Origin of the sequence: Acinetobacter lwoffii, assembly GCF_024129735.1 — a bacterium.
In the GTDB taxonomy this organism is placed as follows: domain Bacteria; phylum Pseudomonadota; class Gammaproteobacteria; order Pseudomonadales; family Moraxellaceae; genus Acinetobacter; species Acinetobacter lwoffii_H.
This window is the reverse complement of the sequence record NZ_JAMXXK010000021.1, coordinates 1-17,528: the sequence shown is the minus strand read 5'-3', so window position 1 is coordinate 17,528 and position 17,528 is coordinate 1. Positions and strand designations below refer to the sequence as shown.

The 17,528-nt window shown below is 42.9% G+C and carries 15 protein-coding genes; 6 read left to right on the top strand and 9 right to left on the bottom strand.

Annotation, left to right across the window (positions count from 1 at the left end):
• Nucleotides 1-389: 389 nt before the first annotated feature.
• Entirely contained in the window at nucleotides 390-1,553 is a 1,164-nt protein-coding gene (locus NI469_RS07740) for a zinc-dependent alcohol dehydrogenase (protein WP_001202407.1), read from the bottom strand.
• 341 nt (nucleotides 1,554-1,894) lie between these two features.
• The gene (locus tag NI469_RS07735; RefSeq protein WP_004281940.1) at nucleotides 1,895-3,826 is read right to left on the bottom strand and encodes an ATP-binding cassette domain-containing protein; all 1,932 of its coding nucleotides are present in this window, start codon (nucleotides 3,824-3,826) and stop codon (nucleotides 1,895-1,897) included.
• A 217-nt stretch (nucleotides 3,827-4,043) separates the two neighbouring features.
• Here NI469_RS07735 and NI469_RS07730 point away from each other — a divergent pair, with 217 nt between their 5' ends.
• The 4 genes from NI469_RS07730 (at nucleotide 4,044) to erpA (ending at nucleotide 7,971) form a co-directional block, all read left to right on the top strand.
• Nucleotides 4,044-5,048 carry a putative solute-binding protein gene (locus NI469_RS07730; protein ID WP_004647124.1) on the top strand — a complete coding sequence of 335 codons (1,005 nt, stop codon included), beginning with the start codon at nucleotides 4,044-4,046 and terminating at the stop codon, nucleotides 5,046-5,048.
• Nucleotides 5,049-5,302: 254 nt separating this feature from the next.
• On the top strand, nucleotides 5,303-6,313 hold the full coding sequence (locus tag NI469_RS07725) for a putative solute-binding protein (RefSeq protein ID WP_005094844.1): 1,011 nt from the start codon (nucleotides 5,303-5,305) through the stop codon (nucleotides 6,311-6,313).
• Between the two features lie 193 nt (nucleotides 6,314-6,506).
• Nucleotides 6,507-7,514, top strand: coding sequence for a putative solute-binding protein (locus NI469_RS07720; RefSeq protein WP_044111666.1), 1,008 nt, complete (start codon nucleotides 6,507-6,509; stop codon nucleotides 7,512-7,514).
• A gap of 121 nt (nucleotides 7,515-7,635) precedes the next feature.
• The gene (gene erpA, locus NI469_RS07715; RefSeq protein ID WP_004281944.1) at nucleotides 7,636-7,971 is read left to right on the top strand and encodes an iron-sulfur cluster insertion protein ErpA; all 336 of its coding nucleotides are present in this window, start codon (nucleotides 7,636-7,638) and stop codon (nucleotides 7,969-7,971) included.
• A 56-nt stretch (nucleotides 7,972-8,027) separates the two neighbouring features.
• On the opposite strand, the gene NI469_RS07710 is transcribed toward erpA, so the two are convergent.
• The 6 genes from NI469_RS07710 to NI469_RS07685 all read right to left on the bottom strand — a co-directional run bounded on the left by NI469_RS07710 (nucleotide 8,028) and on the right by NI469_RS07685 (nucleotide 14,577).
• A complete protein-coding gene (locus NI469_RS07710) occupies nucleotides 8,028-8,405 on the bottom strand; it encodes a hypothetical protein (RefSeq protein WP_016806936.1) in 378 nt (125 codons plus the stop codon).
• A gap of 105 nt (nucleotides 8,406-8,510) precedes the next feature.
• A complete protein-coding gene (locus NI469_RS07705) occupies nucleotides 8,511-9,419 on the bottom strand; it encodes a matrixin family metalloprotease (protein WP_004647120.1) in 909 nt (302 codons plus the stop codon).
• Between the two features lie 70 nt (nucleotides 9,420-9,489).
• Nucleotides 9,490-10,320, bottom strand: coding sequence for an OXA-134 family carbapenem-hydrolyzing class D beta-lactamase OXA-283 (locus tag NI469_RS07700; protein WP_004647119.1), 831 nt, complete (start codon nucleotides 10,318-10,320; stop codon nucleotides 9,490-9,492).
• 146 nt (nucleotides 10,321-10,466) lie between these two features.
• Nucleotides 10,467-12,407, bottom strand: coding sequence for a molecular chaperone DnaK (gene dnaK, locus NI469_RS07695; protein WP_004281948.1), 1,941 nt, complete (start codon nucleotides 12,405-12,407; stop codon nucleotides 10,467-10,469).
• A 118-nt stretch (nucleotides 12,408-12,525) separates the two neighbouring features.
• A complete protein-coding gene (gene grpE / locus NI469_RS07690) occupies nucleotides 12,526-13,074 on the bottom strand; it encodes a nucleotide exchange factor GrpE (protein ID WP_004647116.1) in 549 nt (182 codons plus the stop codon).
• A gap of 1,002 nt (nucleotides 13,075-14,076) precedes the next feature.
• Nucleotides 14,077-14,577, bottom strand: coding sequence for a hypothetical protein (locus tag NI469_RS07685; protein ID WP_004647115.1), 501 nt, complete (start codon nucleotides 14,575-14,577; stop codon nucleotides 14,077-14,079).
• Between the two features lie 217 nt (nucleotides 14,578-14,794).
• Between NI469_RS07685 and NI469_RS07680 the strand changes: the two genes are divergently transcribed.
• Nucleotides 14,795-15,865, top strand: coding sequence for an alpha/beta hydrolase (locus NI469_RS07680; protein WP_004647114.1), 1,071 nt, complete (start codon nucleotides 14,795-14,797; stop codon nucleotides 15,863-15,865).
• A 71-nt stretch (nucleotides 15,866-15,936) separates the two neighbouring features.
• Here the strand turns inward: NI469_RS07680 and NI469_RS07675 are convergent, their stop codons facing one another.
• On the bottom strand, nucleotides 15,937-16,611 hold the full coding sequence (locus tag NI469_RS07675) for an acetoacetate decarboxylase family protein (RefSeq protein ID WP_004647113.1): 675 nt from the start codon (nucleotides 16,609-16,611) through the stop codon (nucleotides 15,937-15,939).
• A gap of 103 nt (nucleotides 16,612-16,714) precedes the next feature.
• Between NI469_RS07675 and NI469_RS07670 the strand changes: the two genes are divergently transcribed.
• A complete protein-coding gene (locus tag NI469_RS07670) occupies nucleotides 16,715-17,287 on the top strand; it encodes a peptidylprolyl isomerase A (protein WP_004647112.1) in 573 nt (190 codons plus the stop codon).
• Nucleotides 17,288-17,528 lie beyond the last annotated feature (241 nt).

The following is a 17,528-nucleotide window of genomic DNA, read 5'->3' as shown; positions in this document are numbered from 1 at the left end:
AGACTATTCCTTGGATTGGCTTTAAAATAAAAAATTATTATAAATTAAATACTTGTAAATATAGTGTAGTTTCTCTAATCATTACCGTGGAACATATTGTTAACTAAAAACTCAAGATGTAGCTAAACTACATAATTGATTTAATAATCAAGTGAACTTTCATTTTTATTTAAAATCATACTTTTATCGATTTTTGCTTAACTTTTTTATTTCTCATTTTTGAGTTATTTCTTGATTTCATTATTGAAAATCGGGCATTTCTTTTATTACTCGATAGAAAAGAGGGAGGGAATCGCTGAAATGATATTGATTAGGGACAAGAAAAAGAGGATTGATAAAATGACGATGATTAAAAAAAAGCGCCTGACGGCGCTTTTTTTTAATCATATTTATGGTGTTAGAATGACTTTACGACAGTCTTCTTCCTTTTTATCAAAAATACGGTAACCTTCCGCAGCATCTTCCAGTTTCATGCGATGGGTAATAATCAGATCTGGAGACAGATCTCCATTTTCAATATGTTCTAGCAACTGCGGCAAGTAATTATGCACATGGGTTTGTCCCATTTTAAAGGTCAAACCTTTGTCAAAGGCATCACCAAACAGGAAGCCATGAATTGGACCGGCATAAACTCCAGGTACACTCACCACACCGCCGCGACGGACCGCTGCAATACATTGTCTTAGCGCTGAACCACTCGAACCTTCTAATTTCAGGTTGGTCATTACGGTTTCCAGCATGCTACCTTTGGCTTCAAAACCGACCGCATCAATGACGGCATCGACTCCACGATAACCCGTAGTATTTTGAATGATAAATTCAGCGGCATCGACTTCATCAAAATTGACGGGAATTACCCCATAGGTTTGATGCGCGAAACGCAAACGGTAAGGGTGGTGATCGACCATAAATATCTGCTCGGCACCGAGCATCCGCGCGCAGGCAGCAGCCAGCAGACCGACCGGGCCAGCACCATAAATCGCCACACTGGAACCTCGACCGACTTGGGCATTATTCACTGCTTGCCACGCAGTTGGCAGAATATCGGTCAGGAATAATACTTTTTCATCAGGCAGGGAACCCGGCACCTTAAATGGTCCGACATTGCCTTTGGGGATCCGTACATATTCAGCCTGACCACCCGGTATACCACCATACAGATGGCTAAAGCCAAATAAAGCTGCCCCTGGTGGGATCTGTTTTTTGTTGAGAATTGCACCACGACCGGTATTGGTATTTTCACAGGCAGCCATGAGTTCATGTTCACAGAAAAAACAGTGACCGCATGCAATCACAAAGGGAATAATCACTCGGTCACCTTTTTTGACTTCGGTTACTTCTGGGCCGACTTCTTCTACAATTCCCATAAATTCATGGCCGAAAATATCACCGTCTTCAGTGGCCGGAATCTTCCCCCGGTATAAATGCAGATCTGAGCCACAGATGGCGGTGGCTGTCACCCTTAAAATAACGTCATCTGGTTCCTGAATCACTGGATCTGGAACGGATTCAACTCGTACATCCCGAGCACCATGATAGGTAAGAGCACGCATGCGGATTTCCTCTCTCTAGTTCAACATTAAACAGACTCGTAGCAAGACTGCCAAAAATTAAAAAACACTTGTATTAGAGCCTTAGGATGAAACAGCGCGCTGTAAATTAATGTATGAAATAAGGCATCCAACTGTTTAAAAAATAAACTTATATAGGGTTTGTGTAATTCATGACCTTATGTGTCGAATGAATAGAAAAGAACAGAATTAAAGAAACATCTAGACGTAGATGAAAAAATACAGGGGGGAAAATGGAAGAGAAAACATTAAAAATAGTGAATAAAAAAGAGATGAACAACGTTGGTCATTCATCTCTTATCTTAAATCTTACTAAAAGAGCTTTAGAACGTCTGTTCCAGACTTTCCAGTTCCATCATCAGTTCTAGCATTTGCTCTTCGGCTGTTTCCAGTTTGGCTTTTAGCTCGGTTTGCTCATTCATCAGTTTCAGCAAATCATTTTTACGTGATGCTTCGTATAAAGCACTGTCACCCAGCAGGTTTTCAATTTCAATCAGTCGCGGCTGTAGTTTGGCCATCTGTGCTTCGCATTTTTCAATATTCTTGCGAATCGGACGACTTAGTTCCCGCTGGCGAGCAGCTTCCTTACGTTGTGCTTCCTTGTCCAGTTTGGAAATAGTCGGTTTGACTTCGACTTGGGATTTCACCGGTTCTGCTGGCTTTTGCCCATTTTTAATCATCTCAATACGGGCTTGGCGTAACCAGTCAGCATAGGCAGTAAGATCACCATCAAACTCACGGCATTGACCATTATGTACCAGTAGCAGTTCATCACAGACGCTGGCGATGAGCTGACGTTCATGCGAAACTAGAACTACCGCGCCCTGAAAATCTTGTAAAGCCATAGTCAGTGCATGACGCATATCCAGGTCTAAATGGTTGGTCGGCTCATCCAGAATCAGTACATTCGGACGCTGCCAAACAATCAGTGCTAGGGCCAAACGTGCACGTTCACCGCCTGAGAAGCTTTCGCTTGGCGTATCCATACGTTCGCCACTAAAACCGAAACTACCCAAGAAGGAGCGTAGACTGGCTTCACTGATTTTTTTATCTGCGATACGTGCCAGCTGTAACATTGGGCTGGCATTACCATCCAGTGCATCCATTTGATGCTGGGCAAAATAACCAATATTCAGTAATTCTGAATCTTTCCGCAGACCCTGAATCAGTTTCAGGTCACCGACCAGCGATTTAATCAGCGTGGATTTACCGGCACCATTCATCCCAAGCAAACCGATCCGGCTGTTTGGCGTGATCTGTAAATTTACATTGGTGACAATCAGCTTGTCGCCATAACCAATATCGGCATGTTCCAGTTGCAATAACGGCGAACTCATTTTGGTCGGTTCACGGAAACTGAAGGTAAATGGCGTATCGACATGGGCTGCAGATAGTTCCTGCATTCGTTCCAGCTGTTTGATCCGGCTCTGTGCCTGTTTGGCTTTGGTCGCTTGCGCTTTAAAACGGTCAATATATTTTTGCAGATGCGCGCGGGTTTCCAGCTGCTTTTCATACGCCTGTTGCTGCTGCGCTAAACGCTCACTACGGGTGCGCTCAAAAGTCGAATAGTTACCGGTATATAAAATCAGTTCCTGATTTTCGATATGTAAAATGTGATCGGTAATCGCATCGAGGAAGTCCCGGTCATGCGAAATCAGTACCAGCGTACCTTCATAGGCTTTCAGCCAGTCTTCGAGCCAGAGAATTGCGTCCAAGTCCAGATGGTTGGTTGGTTCATCGAGGAGCAGTAAGTCTGATCGGCTCATCAGGGTACGTGCCAGATTCAAACGCATACGCCAGCCACCGGAAAAACTTGAAACATCCAGCTGTGATTGATGTTCAAAGAAGCCCAGACCAGCCATCAGTTGTGAAGCTTTGGCAGGAGCAGAATAACCTGAAATTTCATCAAAACGGCCATATAAATGAGCCAGTTCTGCATCATCCAGTTGATCCGGTTGATCGAGTTTCTGCTGAATATCCCAGTATTCTTCATCGCCCGACAAGACGAAATCAATGGCTTTCATATTCAGTGCTTTGATTTCCTGAGCCATATGCGCTACGGTCCATACCGCAGGTCGGGTCAGCGAACCGGTGTCCGATTCCATGCCGCCGAGCAAGGCTGAAAACAGGGTTGATTTTCCAGCACCATTGACACCGGTTAGGCCAATTTTCCATCCTGGGTGTAACTGCATCGACGCTTTTTGAAATAAAACACGTCCACCGCGACGTATAGATAACTGGTCTAACTGAATCATTGAGAAATCAAAGCTAAGAAATAAGATGCGCCTATTCTAAAGGAAAGCCCTGTGAAAATGAAAAATCTTACCGTTTTTGCTGAAATAAGTGTGCTTTTCACCTCTGTCAATTGATCTAGGGTGGACGCATAAGTTGAGTAAAAGCTCTATTTTATGCATGAACAGTGGTTTATAGTTCAGGCTGATGGAGCAAAAAATATCATAGAGTCAAATAAAAATGAAAAAGGGATGTTTAATTTTATCGGCACTGGGCATTTTGGTGTCGACTTCAACTCAAGCCAGAGTGAATGTCTGTGTTTTTGATTTACTGGGGAAATCTGGTGAGTCTTACAAACTGCTGGAGGAATGGGCGCTGGCAGCAAAAGGCTGGGGTGCCGAAATTCAGCTAAGCGCTTATCAGGATGAAGCCAAGGTCGATCAGGACGTCAAAGCCGGAAAATGTGATGCCTTCTATATGACCTCAATGCGTGCCCGGGCTTATAACAAATTTGCTGGATCGATTGATGCAATTGGCGGCGTGCCGAATAATGACATTGCCATGAAAGCCATCAGCTATGTACTGGATAAACGCAATAGCAAACGCCTGATCACCCAGATTGGCAAAGAAAAATTCGAAGTGGCGGGTATTGGTCAGATTGGCCCAGCCTATATTTTTGTTCGTGATCGTACTCTAAATAAACTGGAACAGGTCAAAGGCAAGAAATTTGCCGTGCTGCATTATGACTATGCGCAAAAAATCATGGTCGACCGGATTGAAGCAGTACCGGTCATGTCGGAAATTTCCAATTTTATTCGCAAGTTTAATCAGGGCGAAGTGGATATTGTCGCTGCACCGGCTTATGCATTTAAACCGCTGGAATTACAGAAAGGACTAGGCCGTCAAGGCGCAATGATTAATTTTCCGGTGATTAATGTCACTGCTGATCTGATTATTCGTCAGGAAGAGTTTCCGGCAAGCTTTGCCGCACAATCCCGAAACTGGTTTGTGAAACAGTTACCGCGCAGCTTTGCCATGGTCAAGCGCATGGAAGCTGAGATTCCAAGCAAATATATTCTGAATCTAAGCCGTGAAGATCGTGTGGCCTACCAAAAGATTCTGCGTGATGGGCGGATCGATTTAACCAAACAGGGGATTTATGATCAGGGCATGATGAACGTATTGAAACGCGCGCGTTGTACGGTAGAAAGAACCAATTTTGAATGTTCGATTGGTGGCGAATAAATCTGAAATCATGTATATCTTTGTAACTATATCTGGGTAAATGTAATTATAAGAAAGCAGTTTTAAACATTAAGATATTGATATTTAAATATATATTTAAAAATAACTTAGGCAACTATTGCTGATTTATCTTTATAGGCCAAAATGCCGGTTTTAAATGGAGTAAATGCTCTATTTTTTTTAATTAAACTTGCTTAATATTTGTCCCGTGTACGGACACTCAGCGAATAACAAGATTTCAAAGGATAACTACAATGAAAAAAACACTCTTATCATTGGCTGCATTCTCTGCATTTGGTTTTGCAAGTGCGGCGCATGCAGAAAAAGTCGATATCTGTGTGTTTGACTTACTGGGTAAATCCGGTGAGTCTTTCCAGATGGCGCAAGAATGGGCACTGGCTGCAAAAGGCTGGGGCGCAGAAATCAATCTGATTGCCCGTCAGGATGAAGCGGTTGCCGACAATGACTTCAAGGCCGGTAAATGTGATGGTGTGTTTATGACAGCCATGCGTGCCCGTCAATACAATAAATTTGCCGGTTCTATTGATGCACTGGGCGGTGCACCAAGTAATGCCATTGCCCAGCGTGCGATCAGTTTTGCTCTGGACAAACGTAATGCAGCGAAAATGGTCAGTAATATGGGCGGCAAAAAATACGAAATTGCCGGTATTTCACCGTTGGGTTCAGCATTTATTTTTGTTCGTGACAAGAATATCAATTCGATTGAAAAAGCCGCAGGGAAGAAATTCGCCGTACTCGGCTATGACGATGCCCAGAAAATCATGGTACAGCGCGTCGGTGCGCAGGCAGTGATCTCCGATGTTTCTAACTTTGTCGCCAAATTTAACAATGGTCAGGTGGATATGGTCGGTGCACCTGCTTATGCCTACAAGCCATTAGAAATCTATAAAGGTCTGGGTAATAACGGCGCAATGTTTAATTTCCCGGTACTGCATGTCACCTCTGATTTTGTGATTCGTCCGGAAAAATTCCCCGCAGGTTTTGGACAAAAATCGCGTGACTGGTTTATCAAAAACCTGCCAAAGAGCATGGGGATGATCAGCCGTCTGGAAGCGGGTATTCCGTCGAAATATAAAATGAATCTGAGCGCTGAAGATAAAACCAAGTATCAGAAAATGTTACGTGATGGCCGGATGGATATGACCAAACGCGGAATCTATGATGCCAGCATGATGTCGGTCTTAAAACGTGCACGCTGTTCTGTCGATAAGGCCAACTTTGAATGTTCAATTGCTGGCGAATAATCTGATTTTTAAAGAAAAAAGCTTAGATTGATCTAGGCTTTTTTTATGGCTGAACCAGGTCAGATCTGCCATTGTGCAGCGAATAAAATAGCTTAAGCTTGATTAACTATTAAATTCGCATGTTTTATATAAAAAACAATCACATGTGACTAAAAGTGCAATAACAAAAACAAGCGATAAGGAAATGAGGATGATGCATAGAGGATGGAAAGCACTGGCATTGGCTACGGCGACACTGGCTGTTTCAGGTCTGGCGCAAGCTAAACAGGTGATTTGCGTATTTGATCTGGTTGGTAAAAACGGTGATGTCTATAGTGTGATGAAAGACTATCAGTTGGCAGCCAAAAACTGGGGTGCAGATGTCGAACTGCGGGTCAATACCAATGAAGCGGTGGTTGCAGAAGATTTTAAAGCCGGGAAATGTGATGGGATCAGTGTTACCGGTATGCGTGGCCGTCAATTTAATAATTTTACTGGTTCACTCGATGCCATTGGTGCAATTCCAGATCTGAATCTGGCGGTTAAAGTGATGCAGGGACTGGCCAGTCCAACTTTTGCCAAACATATGCTGCAAGGCAAATATGAGGTAGTCGGTGTCATTCCTGTAGGTGATGCTTTTCTGTTAGTGAACGACCGCAGTATTAATACCGTTGCCAAAGCAGCCGGTAAAAAAATTGCCGTACTTGATTATGATGAAGCACAAAAAATCATGGTACAGCAGGTCGGCGCACAGGCAGTGAGTGCCGATGTCACCAATTTTGGTGCCAAGTTTAACAATGGCCAAGTGGATATTATTGGTGCACCAGCAGCAGTATTTAAACCGCTGGAATTACATAAAGGCTTGGGTAGCAAAGGCGCGATTGTGAATTATCCGGTGTTGCAGGTCACTGGTAATATCATTATCCGTCCAGATAAATTTCCGGCAGGTTACGGACAGAAATCACGTGAATGGGTGAGAAGTCAGTTACCACGTGCCTTTGGTATTTTGGGGAAAATGAAAGCGGACATTCCAGCAAAATACTGGATGGATATTCCTGCAGCAGACAAACCGGGTTACCAGAAAATGATGCGGGATTCCCGAATTGACCTGACCAAACGCGGCGTTTATGACAAACGCATGATGAAATTGCTGTGGCAATTCCGCTGCAAACAGAATCCGAAAAACTTTGAATGTGCCTTACAGGATGAGAACTACAAATAATCCTGATAAAATTACTCTGATTTGACTTTTAATCTGTGCAGACTGACCATATATTGAGTGTGCTATACTTAAATATGGTCTTTTCTTTTTAAAGACATTCCATTCAACAGAGGAATCCGCCATGAATGCCCAAGCGCTTGTGCTCACCGACAATGCCGCAAATAAAGTACGCCAGTTGCGTGACAGTGAAGGTAACCAAGACTTAATGCTCCGTGTCTATGTGACCGGTGGCGGCTGTTCAGGTTTCTCTTATGGCTTTAACTTTGCGGAAAGCCAGAATGAAGATGATGCAGAATTTGCCAATGGTGATGTTAAAGTCTTAGTCGATTCATTGAGTTATCAATATCTGGTCGGTTCAGTTGTAGATTATTTAGAAGGTCTGGAAGGTTCACGTTTCGTGGTACAAAACCCGAATGCGACCACGACCTGTGGTTGTGGATCTTCATTCTCGATCTAAATCCATGCACAAAAAAAGTCCTCTCAATGAGGACTTTTTTATATCTGGAGGAAAGTTTAGCTATCCAGTTTTACCGCTTCAAGCAGATCAAAGATTACAGTAGTAACATCCTGACTCAACTCGCGGTTATTGAAAATTTCATAGGCGCTAATGGTAATGTCGGTATCGCTTGGCAACAGACGCTGTTCTTCTTCGATCAGGTCATTGATCGGCAATAAAGTCTGTTTGATTTCCAGATGCAGAATATCTTTATATTCCAGATTTTCATCGTCGAGTTCAATCAGTTGTTCATTGAAATAAGGCAGCAAAATCGAATGAAGATAGGGTTGGATGTCCTCGATATCAAAGATTTCGATATCACGGGTTTCATCAATCGTACTAATGTGGTCATTTACTTCAATTAAAATATGGTAGTAACTCACACGAATCTCCAAAGATGGCCTGAACAATGTAGCCAATCACAATAACATGAAATCAGAATAGAGTGTTTTTTATAATACTTATACACTTAAATTAATTAGGGAATTCAAGCTGATCACTTAACGGTTATAAAGCAAGGTCTTGTCTGCAGGTCGCAGCTGGAAGTGTTGCAGATTCTGTTTACCCAGCACCGGATACATCAGTGCTTCCGGGTCATTATGGTGATACAGCCCCAAGGCATGTCCGAGTTCATGTGCCAGAGTCAGACGGAGATCATCTTCTGCATCAAACTGATAGACATGAATTTGATCACCCATAAACACGCCTTTATGAAATTCGCGGGCAGGGAAACGCTGTTGGGCTTGAATGATATTCTGCTGATGGTTTTGCAGACCATGTTGATGCATGGAAACATTCATATTAAAGGAACTTTGCTGTTCCTGAAGGTACTGAAGTTCCCGTTGAAAACTTTCCGATTTGCGCTGTAAAGCCAAAACCTCATATTCAATCTGCTCATGTTCATAAGCAGATAAATTTGGCTGACGGCGTCGTTGCTGTAAGGCTTGAAATTCACTATTGATCTGGTTTTTTTGCTGAATGAGGCGTTGCTGCTGACTTTCCAGATGCTGATGGGATGCTTCCAGATTTTTGACCTGACGTTGATACTTGGCGTCATCTGCCAGCAACTGTTTTTCGACTTTCTTCAAGGCATCATAGTCTTGCTGGCGTTGATCATAGATCAGGTGAATACTCAGCCTGGCATTTTCATCATAGACCATCAAATCATCACGATTGCTTCCCTGATGCCAGATTTCGATCGCTTCCTTGCTCAGTTGAATGACTTGATCTTTACTTAGTCCAAAGCCTGAATCGACCTGATCAATTCGGAAACGTAAGCGTGTATCGAAAGGATGCGTCAAGCGATCAGCCAGCGAGTTATAGCGCAGTTGAGGATGGGTTTGGGCCTGCATATGTAGATAGGCAGACATGATCAATCCCACTACGAGCAGACAGAGCAGAAGACGCATATTTTTTATTTAAATGTCTATTTTTTAAAAATATAGCTTAATTTTAATGCCTTTCCCATGCTTATTTGCATCATCCTTCAGCTTTTGGATAAAGCCCTAATTCGGCCAAAGCCTGCTGCAAAATTTCAAGGCGGATCGCCGGATCCATACCATTTCGCATCTGCATATTCAGTGAAAATGCCACGATCTCGGCTTGCGGTGTTTCAACCCAGCCGGTGAGCCAGCCGACTTGCGGTTCCACATCCATGCCCCAACCGGATTTGACATATAGTCGATAAGCTTTCCGCTCCTGTAAAAATAACATGGCTTTGACTTGTTGCTGGACTTGAGGATCAAAGGCCAGTTGCTCTCGGGCCAACGCAGAAACAAATTGGACTTCCTGTTTTGGAGTAACTTTCAAAGGGCCTACCAACCAGAAGTTATCGACCTGTTGACCAATCTGCTGATTACCAAATTGGATGCGTTGTACTTCCTGTTGCATCAATTCAAGGCCAATGCGACGTGCCAGTTCCTGATACACGGGTACAGCAGAAGCTTGCATGGCTTCGCCGAGAGTCATGTCTTTTTCCCAGGCTGCAAAACTGCGTTTCTTGCCATCCCATTTAAAAATTTCATTGGTTGTGGCTTTGCCATGTTGCAGGCCAATCAGGGCATTGAGCATTTTAAAAGTAGAGGCGGGAACATATTCGGTATCTGCACGGCTTAAATCATTACCATAAACCTGTATCTGTTGACCACGCTGAATCACTAGAACACCCGCGCTTTGCGCCTGATCAAATAATTGGGCAATGGCTTGGGTGGATTGAGTCGAAGTGCTTTGAGATAGGAGAGATGAAACGGGCAGGCTACACGCTGTCAGGCCCAAGCAACTCAGTAAAGGCAGCAAAATTAGAATTTTCATGGGTTCAGGGTATTTTAATGTTGGATTTAACTTAAACAGCTTTTCCTGAAAATACGATCAAATTTTAGTAATTTTTATTTTATTCTTTTAAGTCGAGACATAAAAAAACCGCGCTTTCGCGCGGTTTTTTCAGTTAAAGCGACAAATTATTTCTTGTCATCTTTTACTTCAGTGAACTCAGCATCTACAACGCCGTCGTCCGCTTTTTGAGATTGACCTTCGCCACCTTGGAATGCATTCGGGTCAAAACCTTGCGCACCGCCTTGGCCTTGAGCTGCTTCATATGCACGTTGTGTAATTGGCATGATGATGTTTTGCAGCGCTTCAGTTTTCGCTTTGATGTCTTCAACGTCATTTTCTTTGGTTGAAGCTTCAAGCTCAGAAACCGCAGTTTCGATTGCAGTTTTTTCGTCTGCAGTCACTTGTTCACCAAGATCTTTCACTGCTTTTTGTGAAGAAGCAACTAAAGCATCCGCTTCGTTACGTGCTTTTGCAAGCTCTTCAAACTTACGGTCTTCTTCAGCATTTGCTTCAGCATCTTTGATCATTGCTTCGATTTCAGCATCAGACAAACCTGAGTTTGCTTTAATCTGGATCGATTGCTCTTTACCAGTGCTCTTGTCTTTCGCAGATACTTTCAAGATACCATCAGCGTTGATGTCGAAAGACACTTCAATTTGTGGCACACCACGTGGAGCAGGTGGAATGTCACCTAACTGGAAGTTACCCAACAGTTTGTTTTGCTGCGCCATTTTACGTTCACCTTGGTAAACTGAAATGTCTACAGCAGGCTGGTTGTCCGCAGCGGTTGAGAACACTTGAGATTTCTTCGCAGGAATCGTGGTGTTTTTCTCGATGATTGCAGTCAACACGCCGCCCATGGTTTCAATACCAAGTGTCAACGGAGTTACGTCAAGTAGAAGTACGTCAGTTTTGTCACCTGAAAGTACCGCACCTTGAATCGCAGCACCCATGGCGACTGCTTCGTCAGGGTTTACGTCTTTACGTGGCTCTTTACCGAAGAACTCTTGAACCTTCTGTTGAACCATTGGCATACGTGATTGACCACCCACTAGGATCACGTCAGAGATGTCAGAAGTCGAAAGACCAGCATCTTTAAGCGCAATACGGCAAGGCTCAATGGTACGCGCAACCAGGTCAGCAACCAGACCTTCTAATTTTGCACGTGTTACGTTGATCACTAAGTGTTTAGGACCAGTCGCATCAGCAGTGATGTATGGAAGGTTGATTTCAGTTGCATTTGAAGATGAAAGTTCGATCTTCGCTTTCTCAGCAGCTTCTTTTAAACGCTGTAACGCCAGTGGATCTTGTTTCAGGTTAAAGTTTTGTTCTTTCTTGAACTCTTCAACCAGGAACTCGATTAACGCGTTATCGAAGTCTTCACCACCTAGGAATGTGTCACCGTTAGTCGACAATACTTCGATTTGCTGGTCACCATCAAGGTCAGCAATTTCAATGATTGAAACGTCGAAAGTACCACCACCCAAGTCGTAAACCGCGATTTTACGGTCGCCTTCTTTTTTGTCCATACCGAACGCAAGTGCTGCAGCAGTTGGCTCGTTGATGATACGTTTAACTTCTAAACCTGCAATTTTACCTGCATCTTTAGTTGCTTGACGTTGTGCATCGTTGAAGTAAGCAGGAACAGTAATAACAGCTTCAGTTACGGTTTCGCCCAGGTAATCTTCAGCAGTTTTCTTCATCTTTTTCAAGATTTCAGCAGAAACCTGTTGTGGCGCCAATTTTTTGTCGTTGACATCAACCCAAGCATCACCGTTGTCTGCTTTGATGATTTTGTAAGGAACTAAACCGATATCTTTTTGTACCGCTTGGTCTTCATAACGACGACCGATCAAACGTTTGATCGCGAACAATGTGTTTTTCGGATTTGTTACTGCTTGACGCTTTGCAGATTGACCTACCAGAATTTCGCCATCTTTATAGGCAATAATAGATGGAGTGGTACGTGCGCCTTCAGCGTTTTCGATTACTTTAACTTTGTCGCCTTCAAGTACTGCAACACATGAGTTTGTAGTACCTAAGTCAATACCAATGATTTTAGCCATTTGGATGTTTCCTCTAAAATTTTTTTGTGATTTACACTTGTTATCCGATATGAGAGCCGTTCGATTTTTTTCAAGTAAATTTTTTGAAAAATTTCACAAACTCCCGAAATTATTTGGCTTAAGCGCCGACCATCACCATAGCAGGACGCAATAAGCGACTGTTGAGCGTGTAGCCCTTTTGCAAAACAGTCCCAATTTCATTGGCTTTGGCATTTGGATCAATCCCGACTGCCTGGTGCAGGTCAGCATTGAAACCGTTGTTGGTGTCTACTGCCACAACCCCGAATTTCTCCAAGGTATGCAATAACGATTTAAGGGTCAGTTCAACGCCTTCACGCAATGGTGTTTGCTCTTCACCTGCAGCCACAATGGCACGCTCCAGATTGTCGACTGTTTCTAGAAGCTCTTTAGAGAACTTTTCCAGAACCGTATCTTTATGCTTTTCAGATTCACGCTGAATACGTTCAACACTTTTTTGTGCTTCATAGACTGCATTGGCGGTACGGGCTTTTTCTAACTTTAAATCACCTTCAAGCTGCGCAATCTGCTCTTGTAAAGACTCAACGGAAACTTCAGCCTGCTCGGTTTCAGCTTGAGTTTGCGCTGTATCTTGTTCCGCTTGCTCTTGCTCAAGTTGTTGAGCTTGCTCGTTTTGCTCAGTCGCCATTGATTTACTCCGTTTAAATGGGTTCTTAAACATGTACAGTCCTTAGGCCTCAGTGTTCACTGCGTTTATGCTGAACTGCCATGGTTGTGAAGTTCTTGATTACCTAAAGAAATCGGGGCAGGGTGTAAAAATTCAAGCGTCGACCCAGATTAAATTTAAGATTTATACAAAATACTGAATCCAGCGGATAGCAGAACAAGCTATTCAGAACACAACAGCAGGATAGGATGAGAATAAAATACACGGACATCAGCAGCGATGAATCCGAATTTTGAACTGAATAGATTCAATTCGCGACTAAATCTAAGAATTAAGTATTTGAATATAAACATAAAAAATGAATAATCGTATTTTTGAATCAAATTAATAATTTTAATCCGTTTTAAGTATTGGTAAAAAAATTGCATCATACTTCTATTAACAGCGACCTTGTTCAGAGGAGAGAGCCGAACCGGGTTGCTGTTGCCCTATTTTAGAATTGCTTTTTTCAAGCCGAGTATCCCCAAAACTCAGCTTTTTTTTGCCTGTTTATTTATTAGACATAAAAACGATTAATATCTAAGCAATAAAGTCTTTCACAATAGATGAACTTTTGATTAATATTTATTCCAGATTCTATCGCTGTAGTTTCTTCTTATTTTGAAATGTGTTTTCGTGGCTTATCCTGTTCTCTAGATAAGCCTTTTTTTGTCCAGAATTTACCTTTTTTGAATTTGTTGGAATCAGTCGTCTCTATTTTAGCGGTTTGTAAGATAAAACTTACAGCTTGGATAGTGAATGTCCGCTTCATGAGAGCAAGTTGATTCGATAGGATAATTTGTGTAGAGAACAGGATGTTCTGGTTGAATTGCTGAGAAGCATAAGCGAAGTGGAAGTTCGTTTAACATAACCCTCTGCAAAGGCCCTAAAGAAATTTTCTTTAGGGTCTTTGTCTATCTGGCAGCTACCTTTTTCATTAAAAAAGCCCAGTCTGGGCTTTTAATAGAGAGGGTGATTCAAGTCTTAGTCACGACGATCCCGTGAACGTTGTTCCTGATGGCGTCGGTTGTCATTCCAGCGTTGATTAGAACGATTTTGCTGGACTTTTTTACTGCGCTGATCTGTTGCACGTTTACGCTCCAGATCCTGACGACGCTTGCGTTCTGCTTCTGCCTGTTTTTGCCGTTGCGTCATGATATTTTTACGTTGCTGTTCATGGCGCTGCCGTTCCAGTTGGCTTTTACGTCGATCAAGCTCTAACTTTCTTTTACGATCCTGCTCCCAATTGCGACGTTGTAATTCCTGTTTACGTCGATCGAGTTCAATACGTTTGTGTTGCTGTTCATATTCCCAGCGTTGCCGCTCATAGCGACGATCTTGTTCATAATGCCGGTCCAGTTCATAGCGACGGTCATAACGCTGATCATAGCGGCCGTCATAATAGCCACCATCTTCAGGAAATGCGACGCAGCCTACAGCTAAAAATGCAGTCGCCAAAGACAGAGCTATAATTTTTCTAGCCATAGGCATCCTCCCGATTTGTAATAAAAAATATACTTAAGCTCGCAAAAGTACGTCAAAAATAACCTTTAAACGGTCAATGATATCTTTTATAAATGAGGGTAACGTATCGAGTAGAAGCTATATGTACATTGATATTAAGACTTATATAAGAATATGGTCACTGAAACACTAATCGTGTAGAAACTATGAAGAATTAAGAGAATAAGGACTAAAAATAATGACTGTGAATCCTCCGGTTCTGAAAAGTGTGATGGAAAAGGGACAAGGGACGGCAGCGCGTATGCTGGACCGCTTACCTGGCATTGCACAGGAAGCATTGGTCAAGGCTCTGGATTATCCTCATGTTTATCCTGATTTAGATCCATTGGTTAAATGCCTGATGGCCATCCAGATAAAACAGGGGCATAGCAGTTTTATTAGTGAGGATCTGGCTCATTCGCGCACATTGTTTGATGCACGTATGAAAGCCATCCGGGCTAGACCGACCGCGGTCAAATTTGTTGAAGAGCTCCGCCTTCCTCTACAGAGTGGCAGCATCTTTGCCCGGCATTATCATCCAGCTCCACAAAAGAAGTTGCCGATGGTGATTTTTTATCATGGCGGTGCATTTATGGTGGGCGGTCTGGACAGCCATGATGAATTCTGTCGCTTGCTGGCAGTACATGCCAAAGTACAGGTGCTAAGCGTAGCTTATCCGCTGACGCCAGAATTTAGCCCCTTGCAGATGGTACAAGTCTGTGAAGATGCCTTGGCGTGGGCACATCAGCATAGCAAGCAGCTAAAAGTCTATAAAAACCGGATTGCCGTGGCAGGGGACAGTGCGGGTGGAAATCTGGCTACTGTCGTGGCACAGCGCAGTGCAGGCAAATCTTATGCTGCACGAGCGCAGCTTTTGCTTTATCCGGCGGTCGACTTTAAAAGCCGCCATCCTTCTTTCTATGCCTATAAAGATGGACTGGTACTTTCAGAGCAGGATATTGATCTGGTGACCTTAATGTATGCCCAAACCCATCAGATTGAACTGGATGATCCGCTGATTTCACCGACCTATGGTGAATTGCAAAACTTGCCGCCAAGTTATGTGATTACAGCACGTCATGATGTCCTGCATGATGAGGGTTCAATCTATGCACACAAGTTGCGTCAGAATGGTGTAGCTGTTCATTATGATGAATATACCGATCAGGCCCATGGTTTTATCAACCTGACCCCGATCTCCCGCCGTGCCAAAAAATATGTGATTGAGATCAGCAAGAACTTCCGCAAATTCTGGGACAAAAATAGTTAAATCGAAAGCATAAATGCAAAAAGGTGTTTCTCATGAAACACCTTTTTTTATAGATAGGTTTTTATCAGTTCTTATACTTTGCTGCTGATCTGCGCTTCAGGAAAGATCAGATTGAATTTGGGGACATAAAAGCTTTGCAGCAATTTGGCTTTGGAAAAGTCTGGAAATATATTCTCGGCATCTTGCCATTCTACTTGCGAGAGTTTGGAGAGGTGACCGCGAAACTGTGGACTAAACTGAAAACGCTGGCCTTTCCAGGCTTGCTGGATTTTCAACATAGACGCTGGAATATGATGACTATTAATATAGAACTGGCGTGCAGATTTGGTTTTCTTCAGCCGAATCGTCATATGCTGGTTCTGGTGTTGAATCTGACACAGTACTTCCTGATCCTTTTCCTGCCATTCAAATTGCGCATGTTCTTTGGGAATGCCCCATAAATGCTGACCGTGTACCACAGACTCATGGGTAGACACATAAATTTTAGGAATCGAGCTGAGGCGCCGTTTACTAATTAAAGGATGATCCAGAATCAGTAACTCTTCATAAGGGCCAATCGGCGAAGTGTGATAACGCACCAATAAGACTTGGACCATACGACCCAGCGGAGAAGGCGCAATACGGAACTGTTTCGCTTGCTCAATAAAGCTTGGGGTCAGCCAATAATTCAGAATAAAACCCTCACCCTGCAAATGCCAAGGTGGAAACTGGTGGATATTTTGCTCCTGTAATAATGCATGCTTCATTCTTATTCTCTTGTCTTTAGTCGGCAGGTCACTGCATTATGAGTTATAAAAGATTAATATATAGTCATTCACAACCATTACTTCTAAGTAGATGAGTTAATAAATGTTAAAGAAATCATTATGTGTCATCGCACTTGCTGCGGTCAGTCTACCAAGCTTCGCTGCAAATACGATTATTGAGATGAAGACTTCATCTGGAAATATTGAAATTGAACTCTTCAATGACAAAGCTCCAATCTCGGCAAAGAACTTCGAAAGCTATGTAAAGAGCAACTTCTATAAGGACACGATTTTTCACCGCGTCATTCCAGGCTTTATGGTGCAGGGTGGTGGCTTTGATGTGAACATGCAAGAAAAAGCCAATACTCAAGCACCCATTAAAAATGAATCATCGAATGGTCTGCAAAATAAACGCGGTACTTTAGCCATGGCGCGTACCAATCAGCCGGATTCTGCCCGAGCACAATTCTTTGTGAACCTGGTCGATAATGATTTCCTGGATCGTTCTGCTAGAAATGCCGGCTATGCGGTATTTGGTAAGGTCACTAAAGGTATGGATATCGTCGATCAGATTGCTAAAGTACCGACCCGAAACTATGGAATGCATCAAAATGTGCCGGTGAACCCTGTAAAAATCACCAGTGTGACGATTAAAGCACCAGTCGTGAAAAACTAGGCATAGAATAAAGCAGAAATATTTAATTTATATTTCTGTTTTAAAAATATGTACTTATGTAATGAATTGTATGGAATTGAACCAATTTGGTGCATAAAAATAAAACACTCGTGATTCCTGTGCGTTAAAAGCGCTTGCACGTGTAAGAAATTGCCCTATAATGAGCACATACCGACGAGATAGACGGAAACGAACGAAGCAGAATGGCGGAGTTGTTGAGTTTATCGAAGTCCAGCTTCTG